Origin of the sequence: Streptomyces sp. NPDC001027 (genome assembly GCF_040299045.1) — a bacterium.
In the GTDB taxonomy this organism is placed as follows: domain Bacteria; phylum Actinomycetota; class Actinomycetes; order Streptomycetales; family Streptomycetaceae; genus Streptomyces.
In genome coordinates, this window is record NZ_JBEPBI010000051.1 from 21,549 (window position 1) to 47,841 (window position 26,293).

The window sequence follows — 26,293 nt, forward strand, 5'->3', positions numbered from 1 at the left end:
GGGTACGGGGGCTGGTGTGTCGTCACCGCCCGATCATCGCAAGAACGACAGAGGCCCACTGTTCACCGCGCCACATGAGCCGCTAGCGTGGAGCCACCTTTGCACACGCGGGAGCTCGGAGCACCGGGCTGAGAGGACGCTGACCTCCGTCTTCGCGATGTTTCACGTGGAACGTCTCTCGAATCGAGTGATGTTTCCCATGAGCGTCGGGAGACGGTAGCCGCTGCGTCGACCGCCGAACCTGTTACCGGGTAATGCCGGCGTAGGGAGTAGGTCTCATGACCAACAAGGACGCACGCACGCCTGCCTCCACGCAGGACGTCACCAGCGAGAACGCGGTCGACGTCGACGGTGTGGAGGACGGGAGGTCCATCGGCTGGCACAAGGGGTATGTCGAGGGCGATCGCCCCGACCTCCGGGTGCCGGTCCGACAGGTGCACCTCACCAACGGCCGGTCGGTCACGCTGTACGACACCTCCGGCCCGTACACCGATCCGGCCGTCGAGACGGATGTGCGCAGGGGACTGCTCCCGCTGCGCGAGAACTGGATCATCGCTCGTGGCGACACGGAGGAGTACTCAGGCCGTCCCGTCCGTCCGGAGGACGACGGCATCAAGCACACCTCGCCGCGCGGAGGTCTGCGCAACCTCGACGCGGTGTTCCCGGGCCGCCCGCGTCTGCCCCGCCGTGGCCGGGACGGCAAGGCCGTCACTCAGCTCGCGTACGCGCGCCGGGGGGAGATCACGCCCGAGATGGAGTTCGTGGCCATCCGGGAGAACGTCTCGCCCGAGGTGGTGCGCGACGAGATTGCCGCAGGCCGGGCCGTACTGCCGGCCAACGTCAACCACCCGGAGATCGAGCCGATGATCATCGGCAAGCGGTTCCTGGTGAAGGTCAACGCCAACATCGGCAACTCGGCGGTGACGTCCTCCATCGAGGAGGAGGTCGAGAAGATGACCTGGGCGACCCGTTGGGGCGCCGACACGGTCATGGACCTGTCCACCGGACGCAACATCCACACCACGCGCGAGTGGGTGCTGCGCAACTCCCCGGTCCCCATCGGCACGGTGCCGCTGTACCAGGCGCTGGAGAAGGTCGACGGCCGCGCCGAGGAGCTGACCTGGGAGATCTACAAAGACACGGTCATCGAACAGGCCGAGCAGGGCGTGGACTACATGACGGTCCACGCGGGCGTCCGTCTCCCGTACGTCCCGCTCACCGCCAACCGCAAGACGGGCATCGTGTCGCGCGGCGGCTCGATCATGGCCGCCTGGTGCCTCGCCCACCACAAGGAGTCGTTCCTCTACGAGAACTTCGAGGAACTCTGCGAGATCCTCGCCGCTTACGACGTCACCTATTCGCTGGGCGACGGGCTGCGGCCGGGATCCATCGCGGACGCCAACGACGAGGCCCAGTTCGCCGAGTTGAGGACACTCGGGGAACTCAACAGGATCGCCAAGCGTTTTGATGTACAGACGATGATCGAAGGCCCGGGGCATGTCCCGATGCACAAGATCAAGGAGAACATCGACCTTCAGCAGGAGATCTGCGATGAAGCTCCGTTCTATACGCTCGGCCCGCTGACGACGGACGTCGCGCCCGCCTACGACCACATCACCTCCGGCATCGGCGCTGCGATGATCGCCTGGTGGGGGACCGCGATGCTGTGTTACGTCACCCCCAAGGAACACCTCGGTCTGCCCAACCGCGACGACGTGAAGACCGGCGTCATCACCTACAAGATCGCCGCCCATGCCGCCGATCTCGCCAAGGGTCACCCCGGCGCGCAGGAATGGGACGACGCGCTGTCCGACGCCCGTTTCGAATTCCGTTGGGAGGACCAGTTCAATCTCGCCCTCGACCCGGACACGGCACGGGAGTTCCACGATGAGACCCTTCCGGCCGAACCCGCGAAGACGGCGCACTTCTGCTCGATGTGCGGGCCGAAGTTCTGTTCGATGAAGATCTCTCAGGACATTCGTCGGACTCACGGTGGCAGCAGGTCGGAGATCGAGGAGGGCATGGCGCAGAAGTCCAAGGAGTTCGCGGAGAGCGGGAACCGGGTGTATCTGCCCCTCGCCACCTGACGGCGACGGACGACGGACGACTCGGGCTGGCCTGGGGCCCGGGCGCGGTTGACCGACGTTCCCGGTCGGGGAGGCTCGCCCCGGCCGGGGACCGGGGGCGGGCCGCGGTGCTTGACTGTGCTCATGACTGCGCGATCCATGAGCAAGGGCGCCAACCTGGCGGTCGACTCGCCCGCCGTTCGTGTGGAACTCAGCTGGTCCGAGGGGTCCGGGGGGCCGGACGTCGACGCCTCGGCGCTGTTGCTGACCGCCGACGGACGGGTGCGGGGCGACGGTGACTTCGTCTTCTACAACCAGCCCCGCCACGCGTCCGGCGCTGTCCGGCACCTCGGCAAGCAGCGCGCCGGCGGCTTGACGACCGACACCGTGGAGGTGGACTTCGGCGCCCTGGAGAGCGTCATCACGCGGGTGGTGCTGTGCGCGTCCGCCGACGGCGGGGTGTTCGGGCAGGTCACCGGTCTGACACTGCGGGTGCTGGACCGGGACGGGCGATCGGAACTGGCTCGCTTCGCGATGCAGGCCGACACGGAGACGGCGTTCATCGGCGGTGAGCTGTACCTGCGCGAGGGTCGCTGGAAGATCCGGGCGGTCGGGCAGGGGTACGCGTCCGGACTCGCGGGACTGGCCACCGACTTCGGGATCACGGTCGACGAGGAGCAGGAGGAGGCGCCCGCTCGGTCGAGCAGGCCGCCTCATGCCCCGGCCCCGGACGCGCTCGGGGCCGGGAGCCCGGGGACGACGCCAGGGGTCGGGAGCCCGGTCACGCCCCCGACCCTCCCGCAGGCCTCACCGGCGTTCGTGCGCCCGGGCGGGCCGGAGGCGGGAGCGGCTGCTGCCGGGCCGTCGGGTCCCCGCCTGACCAAGGAGGAGGAGCGGCTTCCTGTGGACATGCGCAAGCGTTTGTCGCTGCGCAAGGAGCAGGTCGCCGTGAGCCTGAGCAAGCGAGGGGCGGCCGGGATCACGGCCCGGGTCGTGCTCGTCCTCGACGCCTCCGGTTCCATGGCGTTCCTGTACTCCCGTGGCGTGGTGGCCGACGTCGTGGAGCGGATGGCGGCCGTGGTGGCGCAACTGGACGACGACGGCGAGATGCAGGCCTGGACGTTCGCCAGCGAAGCCGCCCGCCTCCCCGATCTGCGTCTGGGGGACCTGCCCGAGTGGCTGCGGCTGCATGTGCGCGGGGGAGAGATGAGCCTGTTCCGGCGCGGCAAGAAGCCCCGCAAGGGGTTGGAGCCCGGGCAGGTCGACATGCGCTCGGTCGGCATCCAGAACGAGGAGCAGAAAGCGATCGCGCAGGTCAGGTCCTACGTCCGGGAGAATCCGGCGCCCGTTCCGACGCTGGTGCTGTTCTTCTCCGATGGTGGGGTCTATCGGGACGCGGCGATCGAGCGGGAGCTGCGGGCGGCGGTCGAGGAGCCGATCTTCTGGCAGTTCGTGGGCCTCGGCCGGTCCAACTACGGGGTTCTGGAACGGTTCGACACGCTGCCCGGCCGTCGTGTGGACAACGTGGGGTTCTTCGCCGTCGACGACATCGGCAGCGTCCCCGACCAGGAGCTGTACGACCGGCTGCTCTCCGAGTTCCCCAGCTGGATCAGGGCGGCGGGGCAGGCCGGCATTCTCTGACGGCCTTCCCGCCGTCGGACGCCCCCGGACGCGCTCTGGATGCGTCCTGGGTGTCGCCCCGTCGTCGGCACGCGCTCCCGTCGCCGGGCGGCGCACCTGTCGGCGCACCTGTTGGCGCACCTCTCGGCGGGCGGCCGGGTTCGCCAGGGGCGCGGCCGGACTCACTCCTGTCCGGACTCCCTCCTATTCCGGCTGGTGGTCCGGCCCGCCGAAGTCCGGGCTGGTGTAGTCGGGGCTGCTGAAGCTGGGCCGTGAGCCGGCCGAGCGGCCGTCGTCGGGGCTGCTGAAGCCCGGGCGGTCGTAGCCGATCTTCGGGAGACGGCTGACGGGCGCGGGCGGAACCGGGTCGCTGTGCACCGGGGGCACCGCCCCGGGAGTGCTCAGGGCCTCCTGAAGGAACGGCAGGATGCCGCGCTCCAGCAGGGCTTCCCGCCAGGCCTCTCTGGCCTGGTCCACCTCCTCGCTCAGTTCGCCGTACGGTCCGGCTTCCAGGGAAGGCCGGTTGCGCAGGGCGGTGATCAACAGCGCGACGGTGGCGACGAGGATCGCGGCCGCGGCCACGGCCCCGAAGGTCCAACCGGCCGTGAGCATCGTCCGGGCGAAGGCCTGTTGGGGGTCGAGCACGCTGAGGATGTAACCGACGAGGAGGAATATCGCCGCGGCGGTAGCGGCGAGGACGGGGGTGAGGACGGCGGCGACCGCGCCGGCACCCGCGGCTTCGGCGGCCTGGGCCGCCTCCCCCATGCTGGTGGCGAAGCCCATCGCGGTCGCGCCCGGCTCCGCGGGGCCGGTCCCGGCCGCTGACGACGGGCCCGACGGGGTGGCCTGGATCGTCGGCGGCGCGGGATGGCGCAGTTCCTCGCGGATCTTCACGTAGTGCTGGTACTCGGCCGCCGCGGCCACCGTGATGAGCGCGGAGGCGTTGAGGGCCATGGTGCGCAGTTGTTCGGAGTTGAGCCGTTGTCCGACTGTGGACAGTTCCGGGTGGTGTGGGGCGGAGCGCAGCGCCTCGTCGAGGATCCGCTCGTATTCCTGGCGGTCCTCGCTGTGCAGGTGCTGCGGAACGCTGTTCATGTGCATCCCCCGATGCTCCGTAGGGCTTGGGGCTCGCATGCCAACGAGCCGTCGGGCAGAAACGGAGGGGAGCCTGCTACGGATGAACCGATGGTAGAGCGGCGACGGCATGGCGTGACAGGGGGTTTGCCGAAATTGGCCCCTGGCCTGCGGCGCGGACGGCGCGTCGGGAACGGGCCGGGTGACGCACCGCAAGCGGACGGTGACGCTCAGATGCCCAGGGGCAGTTGCTGCACCAGGAGCTTCCCGGCCATCGTCACGCCGCCGTCCATCGCGATGGCCAGCCCGTCGGCGTAGACGTGCGGTCCCTCGACGTGCGGTCCGCGGTTGTCCTCGCCCTCCTCGGAGCCGACTTCGCCGAGCAGATAGGGAATCGGGCTGTGGCCGTGAACGATGCGGGTGCCGCCGTACGTATCGAGGAGGGAGCGCACGGCGTCGGCGCCGCCCTCGTCGCGGAAGGAGAAACGCTTCGTGAACTTGCGGAACAGATCCCACACCTCGTCCGCGTCGTTGCGCGTGATGGTTTCGCGGACGGTGTCGTTGACCGCCTCGATCGAGTCGCCGTAGTCGAGGTAGGCGGTGGTGTCGGAGTGGACGAGCAGATGGCCGTCGACCTCCTCCATGGCGTCCAGACGGGACATCCACTGCAGATGGTGGTCCTGGAGCCGGTCCATGTCGTACTTCTGGCCGCCGTTGAGCAGCCAGGCCGCCTGGAAGGTGGCGGTGCCCGCGCCGGAGTTGACCGGGGTGTCGCCGAACCGCTTGGCGCCGAGCAGCAGCAGCTCGTGGTTGCCCATGAGGGCCTTGCAGTACCCGCCGGCCGCGGCGGCTTCGGCGGACAGCCGCATGACGAGGTCGATGACGCCGATGCCGTCCGGGCCGCGGTCGGTGAAGTCGCCGAGGAACCAGAGGCGGGCGGTGCCCGCGCACCAGTTGCCGGCCGCGTCGACGAGGCCCTTCTCCCGCAGGGCGGCGAGCAGGTCGTCGAGGTAGCCGTGCACGTCGCCGACGACGAACAGCGGGCCCGGGCCGGTCGCGGCGACCGGCGCCTGGACGGCCGCCGGGTCCACGGCCACCTGGAGGGTGTCGCCGCGACGGTTGATGACGGGCAGGTCGCGCTGGGTCGGCGTGTAGCCGTCCGGGTGCTCGAGCGGCTCCTCGAGGGGCGGTGCGGCGTTCCCGGGATGGGTGTCGTGGTCGTACGGACCGGTCTCGTTGACGTACGCGGGCACCCGGAAGTCGCGCAACGTCGCCGTCCGCTCCACCTCGGGTCCCTGACCGGCCCCCTGAGTCATCAGACCCCTCCACCATCGCGCCGCATCTGCACCCTTCGGGCTGCCTGGTCGCAGCGGCCCGGGGTGCCGTGCGCCCATCATAGGAATGCGGATCGCGCCGTGTGATGACCCAGGGGTGGGGAATCGAGGCGGGGCTCCGGTTCGTCGTGGCTTTCGCCCCGATTGGCCCGGGCTTCGGCAGTCCCCGCCCGTCCCGCGCACACCGTGTCCGCACCTGCGCACCGTCGGTGGACTCCCGCCGGTCGGCGGGGTGGGCGCTCGTCGGGGACCGGGGTGAGGGGCGTCGCGCCGGCCGCGACGCGTGTGACTTCGGTGACTGCGGAGGAACCGCAGAGGAACCGCAGAGGACGGGCGCGGGGCGTCGGGGAGTCGCCGGGGTCCGCCGCGACGGCCCGGCCGGGACCGTGGCCGTCGCCCGACGGAGCTCGGGCACTGCGATCGTCCGAGCCGGCCGTCGCCTCGCGGAAAACGCCCATACGTGCTGTTTCCTCAACGGAGTTGACGCGGTGCGGTCTCTCGGCGGGCCGCCCCGCTCACCCCTTCTCCGGCGCCCTGGGCGGGCTGACTGTCGTGCGTGGCGGGCGGCGCTGGGACGAGGTTCGCACCATCAGCTCGGTCGGCACCACCTGCTCGACCGTCTGCTCCGACTCCACGCCCTCGATGGCGTCGATGAGGAGCTGCACGACCGCCGTTCCGATGCGGCGCGGTTTGAGGGAGAGGGTGGTGACGGGCGGCTCGGTGTTGGCGTACACCGTGGACTCGCTGCAGCAGACGATCAGCAGCTCCTCCGGCACGCGCAGCCCGTAGCGGCGTGCGGCGGCGAGGAGGTCGGTGCCGTTGGGGTCGAACAGGCCGTAGACCGCGTCGGGGCGGTCCGGGCGGGCCAGCAGCCGGTCGGCGGCGACGGCGCCCGCGCACGGGTCGTGGGCGGGGTAGGCCTCGTAGACGGGGTCCTGGCCGACCCGCTCGCACCATCGCAGGTACGCGCTGGTGGAGAGGTGGGTGTAGGTGTCGGTGGTGGTGCCCGTGAGCAGGCCGATGCGGCGGGCGCCGGCGTCGGCCAGATGGTCGAGGATGTCGAGGACGGCCGCCTCGTGGTCGTTGTCCACCCACGCGGTGACCGGGAGCGTGCCGGCCGGACGGCCGTCGGAGACGACCGGTAAACCCTGCCGGACCAGCTCGCTGACCACCGGATCCTGGTCGGAGGGGTCGATGACGACCGTGCCGTCCAGGGCGACGTTCGACCACACGTCGTGGCGCGAGGTCGCGGGGAGGATGACGAGCGCGTAGCCGCGGGCCAGCGCGGCCGACGTGGCGGCGCGCGCCATCTCCGCGAAGTACGCGAACTCGGTGAAGGTGAAAGGTTCATCCCCGTACGTGGTCACGGTCAGGCCGATGAGGCCCGACTTGCCGGTACGGAGGGTTCGGGCGGCCGCGGAGGGGCGGTAGCCCAGTCGGTCGGCGACCTCGCGGACATGGCGTCGGGTGGCGTCGGGGAGCCTGCCCTTGCCGTTGAGGGCGTCCGAGACGGTCGTGATGGACACTCCGGCGGCGGCGGCCACGTCCCTGATGCCCGCCCGGCCCGGCCGGCTGCCTCGGCGTGAGGTTTCCGCGCGGCTCACCTGGTGCTTCCCTGCTGCTGTCATGGCGAGCCGATAGTAGGGCTCATTCGATGGGGTAGGGCGGACGCATATGCACACATTGACAGGCACGTTTCTGCAAGGCGTTAGGGGGTCAAGTGCACTAGAAACAAAGTCAGTTGGCGGTTTGAACCCCAGGACGTGGCGTGTCGGCACGGATGAGCCTGCCAACGCACCGATGTTTCGAAGAGGTCTCAACTCACCTGCACGAGGGATGCGCGCCACGGCGCGAGCCACCGGCGCATAGATATATGTGCGGCGCGCCCCTGGGCGTCCGCCCATTCATCCTCCTTTGTCCGCAGAAGTCGCGGACGTCCCCGTGTCCCGAGGCGGCCGGGCGGGGGCCGTCCGCTCCTGCCCCGTCGCCGTCACCGGCTCCTCACCTGTACGCACCGGGGCCGAATCCTCATAAGGTGAGCAGTATTGAAGCCGGTGGTGTCACGAGGAGGACTGCGGTGAGCGAGACGAGCCCCAAGCTGCGCGCCGAGCTGGAGGGTATCCCCACCTACAAGCCGGGCAGGCCGGCTGCGGCGGGCGGTCCCGTGGCCTACAAGCTGTCCTCCAACGAGAACCCCTATCCGCCGCTGCCCGGGGTGATGGAGAGTGTGACGGCCGCGGCCGCCGCCTTCAACCGCTACCCGGACCTGGCCTGCACGGCTCTGGTCAACGAGATCTCCGAGCGCTTCGGCGTCCCCACCGCCCATCTGGCCACCGGCACCGGTTCGGTCGGCGTGGCCCAGCAGCTGGTGCAGGCGACCTCCGGCCCGGGCGACGAGGTGATCTACGCCTGGCGGTCCTTCGAGGCGTACCCGATCATCACGCGGATCAGCGGCGCACGGGCGGTGCAGGTGCCGCTGACGCCGGGGGACGTGCACGACCTGGACGCGATGGCCGACGCGATCACCGACCGGACGCGGCTGATCTTCGTCTGCAACCCCAACAACCCCACGGGCACCGTCGTCAGGCGGGCCGAGCTGGAACGTTTCCTGGACCGGGTGCCGCGGGACGTGCTGGTCGTGCTCGACGAGGCCTATCGCGAGTTCATCCGCGACCCCGAGGTGCCGGACGGCGTCGAGCTCTACCGCAAGCGCCCCAACGTGTGCGTGCTGCGGACCTTCTCCAAGGCCTACGGCCTGGCCGGTCTGCGGGTGGGATTCGCCATCGCCCACGAGCCCGTCGCGGAGGCGCTGCGCAAGACGGCGGTGCCGTTCGGCGTCAGCCAGCTCGCCCAGGAGGCGGCGATCGCCTCGCTGCGCGCCGAGGACGCGCTGCTGGGCCGGGTGGGCTCCCTGGTGTGCGAGCGTCTGCGGGTGGTCGAGGCCCTGCGCGCGCAGGGCTGGACGGTGCCCGAGACGCAGGCCAACTTCGTGTGGCTGCGGCTGGGCGAGCAGACGGCTGCCTTCGCGGGGGCGTGCGAGCAGGCCGGCGTCGTGGTGCGGCCGTTCCCGGGCGAGGGCGTGCGGGTGACGATCGGCGAGAACGAGGCGAACGACATCTTCCTGAAGGCGGCGGAGGGCTTCCGCAAGGAGGTGTAGCCCCGGCCGGGGCGTGCGTTGCCGTTCTCCGTGGCGTATGAGCTGGTCAGGTGGGGTGCGGGGGGTTTCCGTGACAGGGCGGGGACCCCCCTTCTCATGTCGAAAGTCCGTGCGGCATAATGGCTTGTGAATGTGAACGCATTCACAAGCGTGAGTAAGGAGCGGCGACGTGGACCTGGCTTTGGCGCCGGAGACCCTGGCGCGCTGGCAGTTCGGCATCACCACCGTCTACCACTTCCTCTTCGTCCCCCTGACGATCTCCCTGGCGGCCCTGACCGCCGGACTGCAGACCGCCTGGGTGCGCACGGAGAACGAGAAGTACCTCAGGGCGACGAAGTTCTGGGGCAAGCTCTTCCTGATCAACATCGCGATGGGCGTCGTCACCGGCATCGTGCAGGAGTTCCAGTTCGGCATGAACTGGTCCGACTACTCGCGCTTCGTCGGTGACGTCTTCGGCGCCCCGCTCGCCTTCGAGGCCCTGATCGCCTTCTTCTTCGAGTCCACCTTCATCGGTCTGTGGATCTTCGGCTGGGACAAGCTGCCGAAGAAGATCCACCTGGCCTGCATCTGGATGGTCTCGATCGGCACGATCCTGTCCGCCTACTTCATCCTCGCGGCCAACTCGTGGATGCAGCATCCCGTGGGCTACCGGATCAACGAGAAGAAGGGCCGGGCCGAGCTGACCGACTTCTGGGCCGTGCTCACCCAGAACACCGCGCTCGCCCAGGTCTTCCACACGCTGTCGGCGGCCTTCCTGACCGGTGGCGCCTTCATGGTCGGCATCGCCGCCTTCCACCTGTACCGCAGGAAGCACATCCCGGTGATGAAGACCTCACTGCGGCTGGGCCTGGTCACCGTCGTCATCGCCGGTCTGCTCACGGCGGTCAGCGGCGACGTCCTCGGCAAGGTGATGTTCAAGCAGCAGCCGATGAAGATGGCGGCCGCCGAGGCGCTGTGGGACGGCGAGGCGCCCGCTCCCTTCTCCGTCTTCGCCTACGGCGACGTCGAGAAGGGCCACAACACGGTCGCCGTCGAGATCCCGGGTCTGCTGTCCTTCCTCGCGAACGACGACTTCAGCTCCTACGTCCCCGGCATCAACGACGTGAACAAGGCCGAGCAGGAGAAGTTCGGGCCCGGCGACTACCGGCCCAACATCCCCGTCGCCTACTGGGGCTTCCGCTGGATGATCGGCTTCGGCATGGCCTCGTTCACGATCGGACTGGCCGGACTGTGGCTCACCCGCCGCAAGTTCCTGCTGCCGCAGCACCTGAGGGTCGGCGAGGACGAGGTGCCGCACGTGGTGCTGTTCGGGAAGAAGGCGCTCGGCCCCAAGCTCACGAGGCTCTACTGGCTGGTGGCGATCTGGACCCTGGGCTTCCCGCTGATCGCCAACTCCTGGGGCTGGATCTTCACCGAGATGGGCCGCCAGCCCTGGGTCGTCTACGGCGTCCTGCAGACCCGGGACGCGGTCTCCCCCGGAGTCTCCCAGGGCGAGGTCCTCCTCTCGATGACCGTCTTCACCGCGCTGTACGCCGTCCTCGCCGTCGTCGAGGTCAAGCTGCTGGCCAAGTACGTGAAGGCCGGCCCGCCCGAGCTCACCGAGGCCGACCTCAACCCGCCCACGAAGATCGGCGGCGACTCCCAGGACGCCGACAAGCCGATGGCCTTCTCCTACTAGGCCGAGGGAGCTGCACAGTCATGGAACTGCACGACGTCTGGTTCGTCCTCATCGCCGTCCTGTGGACCGGCTACTTCTTCCTGGAGGGCTTCGACTTCGGGGTCGGGATCCTCACCAGGCTGCTCGCCCGCGACCGGCCCGAGCGGCGGGTGCTCATCAACACCATCGGGCCGGTCTGGGACGGCAACGAGGTGTGGCTGCTCACGGCGGGCGGCGCGACGTTCGCCGCCTTCCCCGAGTGGTACGCCACGCTCTTCTCCGGCTTCTATGTGCCCCTGCTGCTCATCCTGGTCTGCCTGATCGTGCGCGGCGTCGCCTTCGAGTACCGGGCCAAGCGGCCCGAGGAGAACTGGCAGCGCAACTGGGAGACCGCGATCTTCTGGACCTCGCTCCTCCCGGCGTTCCTGTGGGGCGTCGCCTTCGGCAACATCGTGGGAGGCGTCAAGATCGACCGGAACTTCGAGTACGTGGGCGGTGTCGGGGACCTGCTCAACCCGTACGCGCTGCTCGGCGGTCTCGTGACGCTGACGCTCTTCACCTTCCACGGGGCGGTGTTCACGGCGCTGAAGACGGTGGGCGACATCCGGGTGCGGGCGCGGAAGCTGGCGTCGAAGGTCGGCGTCGTCACCGCCGTCCTCGCGCTGGTGTTCCTGACCTGGACGCAGATCGACAGCGGTGACGCCAAGAGCCTGGTGGCCCTTGTCGTGGCGGTCGCCGCGCTGATCGCGGCCCTCGTGGCGAACCAGGCAGGACGGGAGGGCTGGTCGTTCGCCCTCTCCGGCGTGACCATCGTGGCCGCCGTGGCGATGCTCTTCCTGTCGCTCTTCCCGAGCGTGATGCCGTCCTCGCTCAACGAGGACTGGAGCCTGACGGTGACCAACGCCTCGTCGAGTCCGTACACCTTGAAGATCATGACCTGGTGCGCGGGCGTCGCCACTCCGCTCGTCCTGCTGTACCAGGGCTGGACGTACTGGGTGTTCCGCAAGCGGATCGGCACGCAGCACCTCGCCGAGCCGGTGCACTGAATCCGGCGTAGCCCGGGAGTAGGCGGTGTTTCACGTGAAACACCACCTATGAGGGAGAGAGGGTGTGTTTCACGTGAAACACACCCGCTGAGAAGAGGGTGTTTCACGTGAAACCGATCGACCCGCGTCTCCTGCGGTACGCCCGGGCCACCCGTGCGTTCCTGGTGGCGGTCGTCGGCCTGGGCGCTGTGGGGGCGGCGCTGGTCATCGCGCAGGCGATGCTGATCGCCGAGGCCGTGGTCGGAGCCTTCCAGCACGGCATGACGGTCACAGAACTGCGCACCCCGCTGGTGCTGTTGGCGGTCGTGGCCATCGGCCGTGCGCTGGTCGCCTGGCTCACCGAACTCGCCGCGCACAGGGCCAGCGCCGCCGTGAAGTCCGAGCTGCGGGGCAGGCTGCTGGAGCGGGCCACCGCCTTGGGGCCCGGCTGGCTCACCGGCCAGCGCACGGGTTCTCTGGTCGCTCTCGCCACGCGTGGTGTGGACGCGCTCGACGACTACTTCTCGCGCTATCTGCCGCAGCTCGGTCTGGCGGTGGTCGTGCCGGTCGCGGTGCTGGCGCGGATCGTGACCGAGGACTGGGTGTCCGCCGCGATCATCGTCGGGACCCTGCCGCTGATCCCGGTCTTCATGATGCTGATCGGCTGGGCCACGCAGTCGCGGATGGACCGTCAGTGGCGGCTGCTGTCCCGGCTGTCGGGACACTTCCTGGACGTCGTCGCCGGCCTGCCCACGCTGAAGGTGTTCGGGCGGGCGAAGGCGCAGGCCGAGTCGATCCGTCGCATCACCGGGGAGTACCGGCAGGCGACCATGCGGACGCTGCGGATCGCCTTCATCTCGTCGTTCGCGCTGGAGTTGCTGTCGACGCTGTCGGTGGCCCTGGTCGCCGTGACGATCGGCATGCGGCTCGTGCACGGCGAGATGGACCTGTACGTCGGGCTGGTGATCCTCGTGCTCGCCCCCGAGGCGTACCTGCCGCTGCGGCAGGTCGGAGCGCAGTACCACGCGGCGGCCGAGGGCCTCGCGGCCGCCGAGGAGATCTTCGAGGTGCTGCAGACGGCGGTGCCGGAGCCGGGCACGGTCGCGGTGGCCGGAGGCGGCCTGGCCTTCGAGGAGGTGACCGTCCGCTACCCCGGACGGACCGCCGACGCCGTCTCGTGCGCCTCATTCGCCGTCCGGCACGGCGAGACCGTCGCGCTGGTCGGGCCGAGCGGTGCGGGCAAGTCGACCCTGCTGAACACGCTGCTGGGCTTCGTTCGGCCGGCCGAGGGCCGGGTGCTGGCAGGGGGGGTCGACCTGGCCGAGGCCGACCTGGAGCAGTGGCGCTCACAGGTCGCGTGGGTGCCCCAGCGTCCGCACCTCTTCGCGGGGACGATCGCCGAGAACGTCCGGCTGGCGCGTCCCGACGCCGACGACGCGGACGTGCGACGGGCGCTGGCGGACGCGGGGGCGCTGGAGTTCGTCGACGGCCTGCCTGCGGGGATCGGCGCCGTGCTCGGTGAGGACGGCGCCGGACTGTCGGCCGGACAGCGTCAGCGGCTCGCGCTGGCCCGGGCGTTCCTCGCGGACCGTCCTGTGCTGCTGCTGGACGAGCCGACGGCCGCGCTCGACGGGGAGACCGAGGCGGGGATCGTGGCAGCCGTGCGGCGACTCGCGGCCGGACGGACGGTGCTGCTGGTCGTGCACCGACCGGCGTTGCTCGCGGTGGCGGACCGCGTGGTGCGGCTGGAGCCGGCCGGGGCCGGGGCCGACACCGAGGTCGGGACCGGGACCGGGATCGACACCGAGGTCGGGACCGGGACCAGGGCCGGGAGCGGGACTGGCATCGGCTTCGGAGCCGGGACGGGCGCGGCGGCCGGGGAGATCGCGCGCGGACGCCCGGAGGCCGCGCCCGACCTGGGCGCGATCGAGCCGCACCGCGACAAGAACGGCGCAAGGAACGGCGACGGGAGCGGCGACGGGGAGGGCGATGACGACGGCGACGGAGTGCTCGCCCGGATCCGTGCCATGGCCCGGGCGAGGCGCGGGCGGCTCTCCCTCGCGCTGCTGCTGGGGAGCCTCGCCCTCGGCAACGCGGTGGGCCTGATGGCCACCTCCGGCTGGCTCATCTCACGGGCCGCACAGCAGCCGCCCGTGCTGTACCTGATGGTGGCTGTGACGGCGACCCGCGCCTTCGGCATCGGACGGGCGGTGTTCCGCTACGCCGAGCGGCTCGTGTCGCACGACGCCGTGCTGCGGATGCTGGCCGACACCCGGGTCGCCGTCTACCGGCGGCTGGAGCGGCTCGCGCCCGCCGGGCTGCGCACGACGCGTCGCGGCGATCTGCTGTCGCGACTCGTCGCCGACGTGGACGCCCTCCAGGACTACTGGCTGCGCTGGCTGCTGCCCGTCGGCGCGGCTGTCGTCGTCTCGACGGGGTCCGTCGCCTTCACGGCGTGGCTGCTGCCCGAGGCCGGTGCGGTGCTCGCCGCCGGGCTGCTGACGGCCGGGGTGGGCGTCCCGCTGGTCACCGGAGCGGTGGCGCGCCGGGCGGAGCGTCGGCTCGCCCCCGCCCGGGGCACGCTGGCCGCCCGCACCGCCGACCTGCTCGCGGGCACCGCCGAACTGACCGTGGCAGGCGCCCTGCTCTCCCGCACCGCCGGGGTGCGTGCGGCGGACTCCGTGCTCACCCGGATCGCCGCACGCACCGCGACCGCCACCGCGCTCGGCGACGGACTGACCGCGCTGGTGTCCGGGCTGACCGTCACGGCCGCGGCACTGGTGGGCGCCGAGGCGGTCGCGGACGGGCGACTGGCCGGCGTGACCATGGCGGTGGTGGTGCTGACGCCGCTGGCCGCCTTCGAGGCCGTCCTCGGACTGCCCGCGGCCGTGCGATACCGCCAGCGGGTGCGCCGCAGCGCGGAGCGGGTGTTCGAGGTGCTGGACTCCCCCGAGCCGGTGCGTGAACCGGAGCGGCCCTGCCGGGCGCCCGCGTCGCCGTTCCCGCTCGTGGTCCAAGGGCTGGCCGCCCGCCACGCAGGGCAGGACCGGGACGCGCTCACCGGTGTCGACCTCACGCTGACACCGGGGCGCCGGATCGCCGTCGTGGGAGTGTCCGGCTCAGGCAAGACCACGCTTGCGCAGGTGCTGCTGCGGTTCCTGGACCCGGGCGCCGGCTCGTACACGCTGGCCGGGGTGGACGCGCGCTCACTGGACGGCGACGACGTGCGCCGGTTCGTCGGGCTGTGCGCCCAGGACGCGCACCTCTTCGACAGCTCGGTCCGGGAGAACCTGCTGCTGGCGCGCAAGGGGGCGAGCGAGGCGGAGCTGAGGGACGCGCTGGCGCGGGCCCGGCTGCTGGAGTGGGCCGACGGCCTGCCCGACGGGCTCGACACCCTGGTGGGCGAGCACGGAGCCCGCCTGTCCGGCGGACAACGGCAGCGGCTGGCGCTGGCCCGGGCGCTGCTCGCCGACTTCCCCGTCCTGGTGCTCGACGAGCCCGCCGAGCATCTCGACCTGCCGACCGCCGACGCGCTCACCCATGACCTGCTGGCCGCCACCGCGGGCCGTACGACCCTGCTCATCACCCATCGGCTGGCCGGCCTCGAGGAGGTCGACGAGGTGGTCGTCCTGGACGAGGGGCGGGTCGTGCAACGCGGCCGGTACGCGGAGCTGACGGCCGTGGCAGGCCCGCTGCGCCGCATGACCGAGCGGGAGGAAGCCGCGGAACTCCTGGCGGCGGCTCGGTGACCGGACGGCTGTGACGCGAGCGGCCCGCGCGGACGGCGCGGCCTGTGCGGGCGGCCTGTGCGGACGGCCCGTTCGTGTCCGTGTGTCCGCCGGCGAGGGCTAGCCCCGCTCGGCGAGCAGCCGCTCGATGACGACCGCGACCCCGTCCTCGTTGTTGGCGACGGTGTGCCCGGAGGCGGCAGCGAGGACGTCCGGGTGGGCGTTGCCCATCGCGTACGACCGGCCGGCCCAGGTGAGCATCTCGACGTCGTTCGGCATGTCCCCGAATGCGACGACCTCCTCGTGGGAGATGCCGCGCTCCGCACAGCACAGGGCGAGCGTGCTGGCCTTGGAGACGTCGGGGCCGCTGATCTCCAGCAGGGCGCTGGGGCTGGAGCGGGTGACGTTGGCCCGGTCGCCGATGGCCAGCCGGGCGACGGTGAGGAAGGCGTCGGGGTCGAGGGTGGGATGGAAAGCGAGGATCTTCAGCACCGGCTCATCGGCGCCCGGCGCGTCCGGGGCGAGCAGCTGTTCGGCCGGAGCGAGGTGGTCGGGGATCTCCATGTGCATCTTGGGGTACTCCGGCTCCTGGTAGAAGCCGTAGGTCTGCTCGACGGCGTACATGGTCCCGGGCGCGGCCTCGCGCAGCAGCCGGACGGCGTCCAGCGCGTTGTCACGTGCCAGCTCGCGCACCTTGACGAACCGGTGGGCGCCGGGGCCGCCGTGCAGGTCGACCACGGCGGCGCCGTTTCCGCAGATCGCGAGGCCGTGCCCGTGGACGTGGTCGCTGACGACGTCCATCCAGCGGGCCGGGCGGCCGGTGACGAAGAAGACCTCGATGCCCGCCTCCTCGGCCGCGGCGAGGGCGGCGACCGTGCGCGGGGACACGGACTGGTCGTCGCGCAGCAGTGTGCCGTCGAGATCGGTGGCGATGAGCCGCGGCGGGAGGGCGGCGGCCGGGGTCTCGGGCTGTCGAGTCGCTGAGGTCACCGGGCCATTCTCCCGTACATGCCCGCACGACCGTGCGAGGGCCCGCCTGGCTGCGGACGGGCGCGCCTGCAGGGCGGGCAGGCCTGCGGAGCCGGTGGGGCGCGGTCGGTCCGATGCCGGGCGTGGGCGCGGTCGCGTCCCCGGGCCTGACCGGGCGGGCGGCTGTGGTGCTGCTGGGGCGGGGCGGGGCGTCTGCGGAGCCGACGTAGGCTCGGGGGTATGAACCTGCGGCTGAGTACCGTGATCCTGCCCGTCGACCGTTGGCACGAGGGAGGCCGGGCCAAGTGGCGGCGTGCCGAGGAGCTCGGCTTCCACGCCGCGTACACCTACGACCACCTGTCCTGGCGTTCCTTCCGGGACGGCCCCTGGTTCGGGGCCCTGCCCACCCTGACCGCCGCCGCCACGGCCACGGACCGTCTGCGCCTGGGCACCCTGGTGACGTCACCCAACTTCCGCCACCCGGTGACCCTGGCCAAGGAGCTGATCTCGCTCGACGACGTCTCGGGCGGCCGGGTCACGCTGGGCATCGGCGCGGGCGGCAACGGCTTCGACGCCGAGGTGCTGGGCCAGGAGGCGTGGACGCCGCGGGAACGCGCGGACCGTTTCGGCGAGTTCCTGCCGCTGCTCGACCGGCTGCTGACGGAGGACGCGGTGAGCCACCGGGGCGTCCACTACTCCGCCGAGGAGGCCCGCAACATCCCCGGCTGCGTCCAGCGGCCCCGGCTGCCCTTCGCGGTGGCCGCGACCGGGCCGCGCGGGCTGAAGCTGGCGGCCCGGTACGGGCAGGCGTGGGTGACGACGGGCGACCCCAAGCTGTACGAGTCGGGCACCCCGGAGCAGTCGGACGCGGCTCTGCTGGGCCAGCTCGACAAGCTCGGCAAGGCGTGCGCCGACGTCGGGCGGGACGTGGCGGAGCTGGACCGGATCCTGCTGACCGGGTTCACGCCGGACCGGGGCAGGCCGCTGGAGTCCGTGGAGGCCTTCGTCGACTTCGCGGGGCGTCACCGCGAGCTCGGCTTCACCGAGATCGTGGTGCACTGGCCGATCGCGGACTCCGACTTCGCCGCCGATCAGGCCGTCTTCGAGAACATCGCTGCCGAGGCGCTCACCCGCCTGGGCTGAGGAAGCGGGCGCCGGGGCGTCGGGACGCCCCCGCGCGCCCCCACGCCCCGCCGTCCCGGCGCTCCCGCTCACGGCGCCCCCGCGCTCCCGCTCACGGTGCTCCTGGCCTCAGTTCAGCCAGCCCTTCTCGAGCGCGATGAGCGCGGCCTCCACGCGGTTGGCGGCGCCGAGCCGGCGCATGATGACCGCAAGATGCTTGCGGTACGTGCGCACGGACACGCCGAGGCGACGCGCCGCCGTCTCGTCCTTGTCGGCTTCTCTGAGCATGACGAGGATCTCGCGTTCGATGTCGGACGGCAGGTCCGTGTCCTCGCCGGGGAGTTCCTCCGCGGCGGCCCACATGCGCTCGAAGAGCGTGACCAGGGTGGCCACCAGGCCGGGCTCGCGCACGAGCAGCGCTCCCACCGCGGTGTGGGCGGGGTCGATGGGGGTCAGCGCGGCCGCCCGGTCGACGATGATCACGCGCTCGATGGGGTGGTGGGAGACCCGCACCTCGGCTCCGTGCGAGACCAGGTCACGCATGTAGCTGAGGGTCGTGTCGTGCTGCAGGATCGCGGACCCCATGATCATGCGCATGCGCACGCCGCGGCGCAGCAACCGCATGTTGATCGGGTGCGACACGGCGATCGACTCCTCGGTGAGGCGTCCCATCGGCTCCGTGGTCAGGTCCTCGGTCCGGGCGAAGAAGGTCAGCTCGTCGATGGCTTCCCGGACCGCCTCGATCCCGTGCAGCTGAGTGATCATCCGGCTGTGGTCGTCGGTGTCCGCGCGGGGCGAGGGAGCGGCGGTCAGGCGCTCCCGGAACAGGGACTCGATGACCGAGTGCCGGGCGGCCTCGCCCTCCAGGTCCTCCCGCAGCCGGCGCAGGCGGCCGTCGATCAGGGCGTCCACGGCCCGGGGCGGCGGGACCGGGCGTATCGCACCGTGGGTGTTCCGGGTGGCGAGCCCCAGTGCGACCAGCCGTTCCAGGGCCGGCTGCTCCGACGACGCGGCCTCGTCCCGACCGGGCTCCTGGGAGCCGGCCGCGGACGCCGACGAGTCGTGACGCAGCAGAGCGCGGTATGACCGCTCCTCCTCGTCGTTCACTCCTAGGAACGCGAGCAGATTGCCCATGTTTTCCCCCTGTTTGATGATCGATCACACCGCGGTCCCTGGAATCCTCAGACCCCCGTACTCGACTGTCAACGAAGGGTTGACGTCAGACGTCCCCCCGGTTGCGTATCGGATGCGCGCTCGGCCCGGGGGCGGGTCCGGCGGGACGGGAGAGCCGCTGCAGCTTGAGGAATCCGAGGGTGCAGCAAGCTGCGCGCAGATGGCCTCCTTCCGCCCCCCGCCAGACGGCAGAGTCGTTCTCGCAAGGAAGCACGAACACCGCAGAACGAACACCGCACAACGAACGCCGCATCGAGCATCCGAGGAGACATCCCGTGAACCGTTCCACGTCCCGCAGCGCGCTGTCGTCCCGTCGTCGTGGACACGTCGTCGCCGGTCTTCTGACCGCGGTGACGATCGCCCTGGCCGGCCAGGGAACGGCCGCCGCCGCCGAGCAGCCGGCGCAGAGCCGGACGGCGACGGAGACCGTGGCGGCGCAGGGGACCGTGGCGGCGCAGGGGACCGGGAACGGGGCGGCGTCCGCCGCCGGCCTCGGCGGGCTGCTCCACATCCTCGGCGGTCTGCTGCCCGGCGGGACGCTGCCGAAGAACAACAACGACTGGCAGTAGTCCGCGGCCGAGGCCGACCCGACCCGACCCGACTCGACTCGACGAGGAGAACCCGAAGCCATGACCGACTACTCCGTGCTCCTCCCCTGCGTCCCCCGCCGTCTGGAGCAGGCGCTCCCCTTCGCCGGACTCGTCCGGTGGACCGGGGCGACCCGTCTCTGGCAGGGACAGGCGATGGTGATGGAGCCTCATCAGACCTTCACCGGTCTGGCCGGGGCCGGGTTCCGGGTCCCGACCGGCTTCGGCGTCACGCTGATGCCGCTGCGCCACCCGTACGAGGCGGCCCTGCAGGCGCGGTCGGTGGCGCTGGCCACCGGGGAGCCGGTGATCGCGGGCTTCGGTCCGGGTTCGACGGCCTTCCAGGAGAACATCCTCGGAGCGCCGTACGAGAAGCCGCTCCAGGCGGCGCGGCAGTACGTGACGGCGGTGCGCCGTCTGCTCGACGGCGAGACGGTCGTCATGGACGGTCCGCAGCTGACCTTCCGCGGGCAGCTGGCTCCCGTCGCGGCCCCCCGGGTCGACGTGGGTCTGGGAGTGCTGAGGCCGGCGATGGCGCGGCTGGCGGGCGAGGTGGCCGACGTGGTGATCACCTGGCTGACGCCGCCCGGATATCTGCGGGACGTCATCCTGCCCGCGGTGGCCGAGGGCGCCGAACGAGCGGGGCGGACGTCACTGCCCCGGGTCGTCGCCATGGTCCCGACGGGACTGGAGAAGGAGGGGCGGGAGGGCGCCGGGCCCGAACGGCTGGCGCTGGCCGGCAACGCGGCGCACATGCAGGCCCCGCACTACCTGGACATGCTCGGCCGGGCGGGAGTCGACGTGGGCTCCGGGCGGCTCGAGGACGTGGCGCGCGGCGTCGTGGAGACCGGCGCGTTCGCGGGCGGCGATCTGCCGCAGGCGGTCAAGGCGCTGCGGGCCTACGAGGACGTGGGGGTGGACGAGATCGTCCTGAACACCACCGCCGTGTGCAAGCTCTTCGGCGCCCAGGAGTCGCTCGCGGACCTGTCGGCGATCCTGCGGGCCGTGTCGGCGCCGCACTGAGCGACCGCTCGCCGTCGGCTGCCCCGGCCGACCCGCCGTTCGGCGTCGGCTGCCCACAGCCGGCCGTCCGTCGGCCGACCGCTCCGTCGACAGGCGTTCGCCGCCGGCCGTCGCCCGGTCGCTCATGACCGGCGCCCCCGCGTCGCCGCACCCGATTCCCTGCTGCTCCGAGGCAGAGGGGGAAGCAGACCAGCAAAGGATTCTCTGGCATGGACATGACTGAACGTGGGCGTCTGAAGCAGCACCTCATCTCCTGGGCCACCGCCTCCCCGCTCGAAGAGCCCTCCGGCGCAGGCGTCGGCACGCTCGTCCTGGCCGACGCGGCGCACATACCCGCCGTCACCGTCGCCGGACTCGTCGGCCCCCGCACCCTCCTCCTGGCGCCCGACGACGGCGCCGGCGACCTCGCCCCCGCCGTCGGCTACCAGGGCAGCCTCACCGAGCCCGGCGACGAGTTCTCCAACGGCCAGGACTTCTTCCTGCAGACCCACGCCTACGCCGCCAGCCCCTTCATGACCGTGTTCGGGCCGACCGTCGTCCGCGTCTTCGACCGACACGACTTCGAGGTCTTCCTCGCCGACGCCGACCGGGCGCTCACGGAGGGCGTGTTCCCCGAGTTCCTGCTCACCTCCTCGGTGCTGCTGGCCGACCCGGCCGCCCTGAGCGGCGCCGACGACCCGGCGGACGGACCGGCCCTGCGTCTGTACGCCGACCGCGACGGACAGGTGTCCACCAGTCCCACGGGAGCGGTGCTCGGCACGGTCGACGACAGCCTCGACGTCCTCGCCGAGCGCTTCGTCCGGGCCGGGAACGGCGCCGCCGCGCTGGACGCGGCACTGCCGGCGCAGACCCGGGCCGAAGCCCTGCGCAGCCGCCCGTTCCTGGCCCGCTACCTCGCGGCGGTCGCCGCGCTGCGCAGCCTCATGGCACGCGGAGCGTTTGGACTGAAGGTCTCCGGGTTCGGTCACCGGCTGACGCCCGGGCTCGCCGTGCGCGGCGACGACCTGGCGGACCCCGCGCTGCCGATCGTGCTCTACGGGGACGAGGACTCCTACGTGGTGGCCGGCAGCCGGCTGTTCGCCGTCGACCGGCGGGCCGCCCGGAGCCTGGAGTGTCTGCTCGCCGCCTCCGGAGCGGTGGGCGACCGCGTCCCCGCCGACCACGTGGAACAGTTGGCAGCCCTGCTCGCCTCGCACGGCCTGGAACTCCCCGTACCGGTGCGCGTCCCGGCGGCCGCCCGATGAGCGCCCCGGCCATGCCCCTCACGACGGCCGAAGGAGGCGTCCTCGCCGCCCGCCGGACGGCGGAGCTCGGCGACAGGGTCCGCGTCTGCGGCCTGTACGACGCCGCCGGCGCGCCGGTCTACCACGACCTCGCCACGTACGACGACCCGGAGACCCGGGCCCTGCTGACCGCCGTGCGGACGACGCCCGGCCCCGTGCTCGACCTCGCGGCCGGCTCGGGACGCTTCACCCTGCCGCTGCTCGCCACCGGCCGGGAGGTCACCGCCCTCGACCTGTCCACCGACATGCTGGCGCTGCTGAGGACCCAGCTGGACCGGGCCCCTGCGTCGATGCGGGCCCGCTGCACCGTGGTGCAGGGCGACATGTCCCGCTTCGACCTGGGACGCAGCTTCCCGCACATCCTGCTCGGCACCACCTCGCTCTCGCTCCTGGACGAGGACGGCCGCGCGGGCCTGTACCGCAGCGTCCTGGCGCACCTGGCCGAAGGCGGCCGGTTCCTGCTGACCGTCCTGGAACGGGGCGACGGCGACGGACCCGACGAGACGGTCGTCCGGGTCACCGGCGCCGGCGGCGACGCCTACGAGCTGTACGAGCACTGGCCCGCCGGCGCCGACAGCCGCACCGTCACCCTGTTCCCCGCCGACCCGCCGCAGGACGACAGCCCCGTCACCGTCTGCACGGACCGCGTGGCCGTCCTCGACCGTCCCCGCATCGAGGAGGAACTCGCCGCGTCCGGCCTGACGGTCGCCTCCCGCCGGCTCCTCTCGCCGCCCGACGAGCGTCACCGCGTGACACTCCTGACCACGGAAGCCTCCCGATGACCGCGCTCTGGCCCTACCTCATACCGCCCTCCAGCCACGGCGACGACAGCCTCTGCGCCGTCGGCGCGGCCGGACACCGCGTCACCTTCGCGGACGGCAGCACCGCCCTCGACGCCGACAGCGGACTGTGGAACGTGAACCTCGGCTACGGCAACGCAAGGATCGCCGAGGCCGTCGCCGAAGCCGCCGCACACGCCTCCTACCTCGGGGCCTTCCGCTTCGAGAACAGCTACGCCCGTCGCGCCGCAGAAGACCTGCTGCGGGTCTGCGGGCCCGACCACTACGCCCGGGTGCTCTTCTCCACCGGCGGCGGCGTCGCCAACGACGCGGTCATGAAGCTGGCGCGGATCTACCACGCCGTGCAGGGCCGGCCCGGACGCAACCTGGTGGTCGCCCTGCGGGGCAGCTTCCACGGACTGACCTTCGGCGGCTTCGCCCTGACCGGCGAGGACCTGGGCCAGCGGGTCTACGGAGTGGACCAGCGGCTGATCCGCCACGTCACCCCGAACGACACGGCCGAACTGGGCCGGCTGATGACCGCCCTCGGCGGCCAGGTCGCCGCCGTCGTGGTGGAACCCGTCGTCGGCACCGGCACCGTCCCGCTCGACGAGACGTACGTGGCCGAACTGGGCCGGCTGCGCGACGAGCACGGCTTCCTCCTGGTCGCCGACGAGGTCGCCACCGGCTTCGGCCGCACCGGAAGCTACTTCGCCTCCGAGAGCTGGCCCGGCCTGCCCGACGTGCTCGTCACGTCCAAGGGCCTGACCAACGGGGCCTGCCCCGCCGCGGCCCTGGTGATGTCCCACCGGGTGACCCGGGCCCTCGTCGAGCACGACACGGTGTTCGCCCACGCCGAGACGCAGGGCGCGACCGCACTCGCCTGCGCCGCGATCAGCGCGACGATCGCCGAGATGGAGCGCCTCGACGCGGTGAACGCGGGCCGCGACGTCGCCGCCTGGCTCGAACAGGGGCTGGCGGAACTGGTCGAGCGGCATCCGCTCGCCACGCACGCCACCGGCGTCGGCTGCTTCCGCACCCTGCATCTGACGCACCCCGACGGCCGCCCCCTGGCCGGCACGGACGTCGCCGACCTCATCACCCGGATCCGGCACGCGGGCGCCCTCGTCCACCCCGGTCCCTCCGGCATCCAGCTCGTGCCCTCCCTGACGTACGGCCGCGCCGAGGTCGCCGAGCTCATGACCTGTGTCGAGGAGGGCCTCGACAGCCTGCTGCCGGCGACCTCCCTGGCCGCGAGGAGCTGACCCGATGCCCGTCTCTCTCGACGCCTACGACCGGATTCCCGGACTGCTGCGGGAACTGCGCCCCACTGGTGTGACCGTCCTGGCCGACCCGGCCGTGGCCGCCCACGCCGTCACCCGGAACGTCACCGCCGAGATCGTCCGCGCCGGGTTCACGCCCACCGTGGCGGTCACCCCGGCGGACGGAGGGATGCGGGCCGTGGAGGCCCACGCCTCCCGGTTCTCTCCCGGTGAGCTGGTCGTCGGCGTCGGCGGGGGCAGCACTCTCGACTTCGCGAAGCTCTCGGCCGCCGTCGGCCGACGTCCCGGACTCCTGCGCTACCTGACCTCCGCGCAGCGCAGCGGACTCGTGGCGCTCCCGCTCTCGGAAGGGGAGCACGCCGAGGTCCTCGCCGTCCCCACCACCCTGGGCACCGGCAGCGAGGCGGGGCCCGTGGCCTGCTTCCCGCACGGGGACGGCAAACGCATCGCGATGGGGGAGTGCCTGCGCCCCCTCGCCGCACTCAGGGTGCCCGAGGCCACCGAGACCCTTCCGGGGCCGCTCGTCCTGGACGGCGTCCTCGAAGCGATCTTCAGGACCGTCATCCCGTACAGCAGCGACACCCTCGACCTTCCGGAACAGGACGCCGCCGTAGAGGAGTTGGCGGGAGAGCTGCTGACGGCCGGTGACGAACTGGCCCGGCGTCTCGCCGCCGGCCGGCCGGCCCCCGCGCCGGAGCGGCTGCGGGTCGCCCGGCTCAGCGCCGAGAGCCAGCGCGGAGCCATCAACGTCGGCCGCAGCCCCTACGCGGTGAAGTGCTGGGCCCTCGCCAACGAGCTCTCCACCACGCTGGGCCTGGCCAAGATGCGCGCGGTCGCCGCCCTGTGGCCGGTCGTGTGGCGGCAGGCCCTGCGCGGAGACGCCCGGTTCGGCAGCGCCGACCGCGTCCACCGCCTGTGGGAGCGCCTCGGGCAGCGGGCCCCGTGGCTCGCGCCGCGGCCCGACGACGGCCTCGAACAGCTGATGCACCGCTGGCGGATCGACCGCACCGTGCACCTCGCCCCGCACCTGCGCCACCACGTCGCGCTGCGCAGCGTGCGCGCCTGGGGCGCGGGACTGCCCACCCTCGCCGGGTTGAGCGCCGACGACGTCGTCGCGCTCCTCGCCGAGGCCACCGAGCCGACCGCCTTCCCGGCCGGCTCCCCCGAACCCCTCCCGGCGGCCTGAGCGCCGACCGGGAGGAGCACAGCACCACCCGCACCACCCGCACCACCCGCACCACCCGCACCGGACAGCGCCCCGGAGAAGCCGGGACGCACCGAACACGAGGAGAACGTCATGACGAAGCACACGCTGGTCGAGCAGGAGCTGCAGGAGCTCGGCACCGAGCTGGAGATGCAGGAGCTCGAGGCCGTGCAGGCCCCGGGCTGGGCCACGAGCGTCGGCGTCAGCGTCGGCATCTCGATCGTCTCCGTCGCCTGGAGCCTCACCTGATCGAGCCGGCTCCGGCCGTCCGGTCCACCGTGCCGTGCCCCGCGCACGGCAGGACACCCCCCGACGGCTGCCGCCCGGCCGCGTAAGGCCGCGTGGCAGCCGGGGGAACCCCGGAACCCCCGGGTCAGCACGCACCACATCCGCCGCAACAGCCGAGAGAGGCCACTGACATGAGCGAGAACCCGGGCACCGTCGAGAGCTTCGACAACGCCGACCTGGTCGAGCTGGAGATGCAGGAGCTGGAGGCGCTGGAGGCGCCGGGCTGGGGCACCATCAGCGCCGTCTTCTCCGCCGGTGTCTCGGTCGGTGTCTCGATCACGCTGACCTGATCCGTTCCGGACCCTTCCGTCCCGTTCCTTTCCGCACCGCACCGACACCCGTCGCACCACCGAGAGAGGCAACCGACATGAACGAGAACCCGGGCACCGTCGAGAACTTCGACAACGCCGACCTGGTCGAGCTGGAGATGCAGGAGCTGGAGGCGCTGGAGGCGCCGGGCTGGGGCACCATCAGCACCGCCTTCTCGGTCGGCGTCTCGGTCGGCGTCTCCGTCACCCTCACCTGAGCCGCATCACCCGCACCACCCGCACCACTCACACCAACCCGTAGAACACCTCTGAGAGGACATCACCATGGCTGAGAACCTGGGCGCCATCGACAACGCCGAGCTCGTCGAGCTGGAGATGCAGGAGCTCGAGACCCTCGAGGCCCCCGGCTTCTGGACCGGCGTCTCCATCGGCACCGCCATCAGCGCCTCCGTCGCCACCTCGATCACCCTCACCTGAGAGCGACACCGGCGAGCGCACTGACGCGGTGGGGGACGGACTGACCGGATCCCTCCCGCACCTCGGAACCCGACTCGGGTGAGACCGAGGATCTGCGGTGGTGGGGGGGCGGGGGGGGGGCGGGCGCCCCCCCCCCCGGGGGCGCGCGGGCGCCCCCCCCCCCCCCCCCCCCCCC

The 26,293-nt window shown here is 71.8% G+C and carries 22 protein-coding genes; 17 read left to right on the forward strand and 5 right to left on the reverse strand.

Annotated elements, in window-relative coordinates; all coding sequences use genetic code 11:
- The first annotated feature begins 278 nt into the window (after positions 1–278).
- Together thiC and ABT300_RS16925 are read left to right on the forward strand one after the other, a co-directional pair.
- The gene (gene thiC / locus ABT300_RS16920) at positions 279–2,087 is read left to right on the forward strand and encodes a phosphomethylpyrimidine synthase ThiC (protein WP_351676005.1); all 1,809 of its coding nucleotides are present in this window, start codon (positions 279–281) and stop codon (positions 2,085–2,087) included.
- A 123-nt stretch (positions 2,088–2,210) separates the two neighbouring features.
- The gene (locus ABT300_RS16925; RefSeq protein ID WP_351676008.1) at positions 2,211–3,707 is read left to right on the forward strand and encodes a VWA domain-containing protein; all 1,497 of its coding nucleotides are present in this window, start codon (positions 2,211–2,213) and stop codon (positions 3,705–3,707) included.
- 183 nt (positions 3,708–3,890) lie between these two features.
- Here ABT300_RS16925 and ABT300_RS16930 read toward each other — a convergent pair whose 3' ends face one another.
- The 3 genes from ABT300_RS16930 to ABT300_RS16940 form a co-directional block, all read right to left on the reverse strand.
- Positions 3,891–4,787, reverse strand: a complete 897-nt coding sequence (locus tag ABT300_RS16930) for a hypothetical protein (protein ID WP_351676010.1) — start codon at positions 4,785–4,787, stop codon at positions 3,891–3,893.
- 203 nt (positions 4,788–4,990) lie between these two features.
- Positions 4,991–6,076 (reverse strand): metallophosphoesterase, encoded by a 1,086-nt coding sequence (locus ABT300_RS16935; RefSeq protein ID WP_351676012.1) that lies wholly within the window; start codon positions 6,074–6,076, stop codon positions 4,991–4,993.
- A gap of 533 nt (positions 6,077–6,609) precedes the next feature.
- Positions 6,610–7,722: a LacI family DNA-binding transcriptional regulator gene (locus tag ABT300_RS16940; RefSeq protein ID WP_351676014.1), complete on the reverse strand. Its 1,113-nt coding sequence runs from the start codon at positions 7,720–7,722 to the stop codon at positions 6,610–6,612.
- 449 nt (positions 7,723–8,171) lie between these two features.
- Here ABT300_RS16940 and hisC point away from each other — a divergent pair, with 449 nt between their 5' ends.
- The 4 genes from hisC (at position 8,172) to cydD (ending at position 15,682) form a co-directional block, all read left to right on the forward strand.
- Positions 8,172–9,251: a histidinol-phosphate transaminase gene (hisC, locus tag ABT300_RS16945; protein WP_351676016.1), complete on the forward strand. Its 1,080-nt coding sequence runs from the start codon at positions 8,172–8,174 to the stop codon at positions 9,249–9,251.
- A 169-nt stretch (positions 9,252–9,420) separates the two neighbouring features.
- Positions 9,421–10,929 carry a cytochrome ubiquinol oxidase subunit I gene (locus tag ABT300_RS16950; protein ID WP_319276966.1) on the forward strand — a complete coding sequence of 503 codons (1,509 nt, stop codon included), beginning with the start codon at positions 9,421–9,423 and terminating at the stop codon, positions 10,927–10,929.
- Positions 10,930–10,949: 20 nt separating this feature from the next.
- On the forward strand, positions 10,950–11,954 hold the full coding sequence (cydB, locus tag ABT300_RS16955; RefSeq protein WP_351676019.1) for a cytochrome d ubiquinol oxidase subunit II: 1,005 nt from the start codon (positions 10,950–10,952) through the stop codon (positions 11,952–11,954).
- A gap of 107 nt (positions 11,955–12,061) precedes the next feature.
- The gene (gene cydD, locus ABT300_RS16960; protein ID WP_351676021.1) at positions 12,062–15,682 is read left to right on the forward strand and encodes a thiol reductant ABC exporter subunit CydD; all 3,621 of its coding nucleotides are present in this window, start codon (positions 12,062–12,064) and stop codon (positions 15,680–15,682) included.
- Between the two features lie 99 nt (positions 15,683–15,781).
- On the opposite strand, the gene ABT300_RS16965 is transcribed toward cydD, so the two are convergent.
- Positions 15,782–16,651, reverse strand: a complete 870-nt coding sequence (locus ABT300_RS16965; protein WP_351676024.1) for a Cof-type HAD-IIB family hydrolase — start codon at positions 16,649–16,651, stop codon at positions 15,782–15,784.
- Between the two features lie 219 nt (positions 16,652–16,870).
- Between ABT300_RS16965 and ABT300_RS16970 the strand changes: the two genes are divergently transcribed.
- Complete coding sequence (locus ABT300_RS16970; protein WP_351676026.1) at positions 16,871–17,773, forward strand: LLM class flavin-dependent oxidoreductase; 903 nt, start codon at positions 16,871–16,873, stop codon at positions 17,771–17,773.
- Between the two features lie 108 nt (positions 17,774–17,881).
- Here ABT300_RS16970 and ABT300_RS16975 read toward each other — a convergent pair whose 3' ends face one another.
- Complete coding sequence (locus tag ABT300_RS16975; protein WP_351676029.1) at positions 17,882–18,886, reverse strand: helix-turn-helix transcriptional regulator; 1,005 nt, start codon at positions 18,884–18,886, stop codon at positions 17,882–17,884.
- Between the two features lie 314 nt (positions 18,887–19,200).
- Between ABT300_RS16975 and ABT300_RS16980 the strand changes: the two genes are divergently transcribed.
- The 10 genes from ABT300_RS16980 (at position 19,201) to ABT300_RS17025 (ending at position 26,118) form a co-directional block, all read left to right on the forward strand.
- Positions 19,201–19,494 carry a hypothetical protein gene (locus ABT300_RS16980; protein ID WP_351676032.1) on the forward strand — a complete coding sequence of 98 codons (294 nt, stop codon included), beginning with the start codon at positions 19,201–19,203 and terminating at the stop codon, positions 19,492–19,494.
- Positions 19,495–19,554: 60 nt separating this feature from the next.
- The gene (locus ABT300_RS16985) at positions 19,555–20,535 is read left to right on the forward strand and encodes an LLM class flavin-dependent oxidoreductase (RefSeq protein WP_351676034.1); all 981 of its coding nucleotides are present in this window, start codon (positions 19,555–19,557) and stop codon (positions 20,533–20,535) included.
- A 209-nt stretch (positions 20,536–20,744) separates the two neighbouring features.
- Complete coding sequence (gene mpaB, locus ABT300_RS16990; protein WP_351676037.1) at positions 20,745–21,779, forward strand: daptide biosynthesis RiPP recognition protein; 1,035 nt, start codon at positions 20,745–20,747, stop codon at positions 21,777–21,779.
- An 11-nt stretch (positions 21,780–21,790) separates the two neighbouring features.
- Positions 21,791–22,600 (forward strand): daptide-type RiPP biosynthesis methyltransferase, encoded by an 810-nt coding sequence (mpaM, locus tag ABT300_RS16995; RefSeq protein WP_351676040.1) that lies wholly within the window; start codon positions 21,791–21,793, stop codon positions 22,598–22,600.
- Entirely contained in the window at positions 22,597–23,862 is a 1,266-nt protein-coding gene (gene mpaD / locus ABT300_RS17000; RefSeq protein WP_351676042.1) for a daptide-type RiPP biosynthesis aminotransferase, read from the forward strand. Before mpaM ends, mpaD begins: the two co-directional genes overlap by 4 nt.
- A 4-nt stretch (positions 23,863–23,866) precedes the next feature.
- The gene (gene mpaC / locus ABT300_RS17005; RefSeq protein ID WP_351676045.1) at positions 23,867–25,066 is read left to right on the forward strand and encodes a daptide-type RiPP biosynthesis dehydogenase; all 1,200 of its coding nucleotides are present in this window, start codon (positions 23,867–23,869) and stop codon (positions 25,064–25,066) included.
- Between the two features lie 111 nt (positions 25,067–25,177).
- On the forward strand, positions 25,178–25,333 hold the full coding sequence (locus ABT300_RS17010) for a daptide-type RiPP (RefSeq protein ID WP_199863707.1): 156 nt from the start codon (positions 25,178–25,180) through the stop codon (positions 25,331–25,333).
- Between the two features lie 170 nt (positions 25,334–25,503).
- Positions 25,504–25,662 (forward strand): daptide-type RiPP, encoded by a 159-nt coding sequence (locus tag ABT300_RS17015; RefSeq protein WP_266722724.1) that lies wholly within the window; start codon positions 25,504–25,506, stop codon positions 25,660–25,662.
- 77 nt (positions 25,663–25,739) lie between these two features.
- On the forward strand, positions 25,740–25,898 hold the full coding sequence (locus ABT300_RS17020) for a daptide-type RiPP (RefSeq protein ID WP_173985608.1): 159 nt from the start codon (positions 25,740–25,742) through the stop codon (positions 25,896–25,898).
- Positions 25,899–25,965: 67 nt separating this feature from the next.
- Positions 25,966–26,118, forward strand: a complete 153-nt coding sequence (locus tag ABT300_RS17025; RefSeq protein ID WP_351676051.1) for a daptide-type RiPP — start codon at positions 25,966–25,968, stop codon at positions 26,116–26,118.
- Positions 26,119–26,293 lie beyond the last annotated feature (175 nt).

Excerpts from the sequence above, each read along its gene's own strand:
- ABT300_RS16930 (WP_351676010.1), bottom strand. The coding sequence starts at position 4,787 with ATGCACATGAACAGCGTTCCGCAGCACCTGCACAGCGAGGACCGCCAG.
- cydB (WP_351676019.1), top strand. The coding sequence starts at position 10,950 with ATGGAACTGCACGACGTCTGGTTCGTCCTCATCGCCGTCCTGTGGACC.
- mpaM (WP_351676040.1), top strand. The coding sequence starts at position 21,791 with ATGCCCCTCACGACGGCCGAAGGAGGCGTCCTCGCCGCCCGCCGGACG.
- mpaD (WP_351676042.1), top strand. The coding sequence starts at position 22,597 with ATGACCGCGCTCTGGCCCTACCTCATACCGCCCTCCAGCCACGGCGAC.
- mpaB (WP_351676037.1), top strand. The coding sequence starts at position 20,745 with ATGGACATGACTGAACGTGGGCGTCTGAAGCAGCACCTCATCTCCTGG.
- ABT300_RS17010 (WP_199863707.1), top strand. The coding sequence starts at position 25,178 with ATGACGAAGCACACGCTGGTCGAGCAGGAGCTGCAGGAGCTCGGCACC.
- ABT300_RS17025 (WP_351676051.1), top strand. The coding sequence starts at position 25,966 with ATGGCTGAGAACCTGGGCGCCATCGACAACGCCGAGCTCGTCGAGCTG.
- ABT300_RS16935 (WP_351676012.1), bottom strand. The coding sequence starts at position 6,076 with ATGACTCAGGGGGCCGGTCAGGGACCCGAGGTGGAGCGGACGGCGACG.
- ABT300_RS16940 (WP_351676014.1), bottom strand. The coding sequence starts at position 7,722 with ATGACAGCAGCAGGGAAGCACCAGGTGAGCCGCGCGGAAACCTCACGC.
- ABT300_RS17020 (WP_173985608.1), top strand. The coding sequence starts at position 25,740 with ATGAACGAGAACCCGGGCACCGTCGAGAACTTCGACAACGCCGACCTG.
- ABT300_RS16970 (WP_351676026.1), top strand. The coding sequence starts at position 16,871 with ATGAACCTGCGGCTGAGTACCGTGATCCTGCCCGTCGACCGTTGGCAC.
- ABT300_RS16975 (WP_351676029.1), bottom strand. The coding sequence starts at position 18,886 with ATGGGCAATCTGCTCGCGTTCCTAGGAGTGAACGACGAGGAGGAGCGG.
- ABT300_RS16985 (WP_351676034.1), top strand. The coding sequence starts at position 19,555 with ATGACCGACTACTCCGTGCTCCTCCCCTGCGTCCCCCGCCGTCTGGAG.
- mpaC (WP_351676045.1), top strand. The coding sequence starts at position 23,867 with ATGCCCGTCTCTCTCGACGCCTACGACCGGATTCCCGGACTGCTGCGG.
- thiC (WP_351676005.1), top strand. The coding sequence starts at position 279 with ATGACCAACAAGGACGCACGCACGCCTGCCTCCACGCAGGACGTCACC.
- ABT300_RS17015 (WP_266722724.1), top strand. The coding sequence starts at position 25,504 with ATGAGCGAGAACCCGGGCACCGTCGAGAGCTTCGACAACGCCGACCTG.
- ABT300_RS16925 (WP_351676008.1), top strand. The coding sequence starts at position 2,211 with ATGACTGCGCGATCCATGAGCAAGGGCGCCAACCTGGCGGTCGACTCG.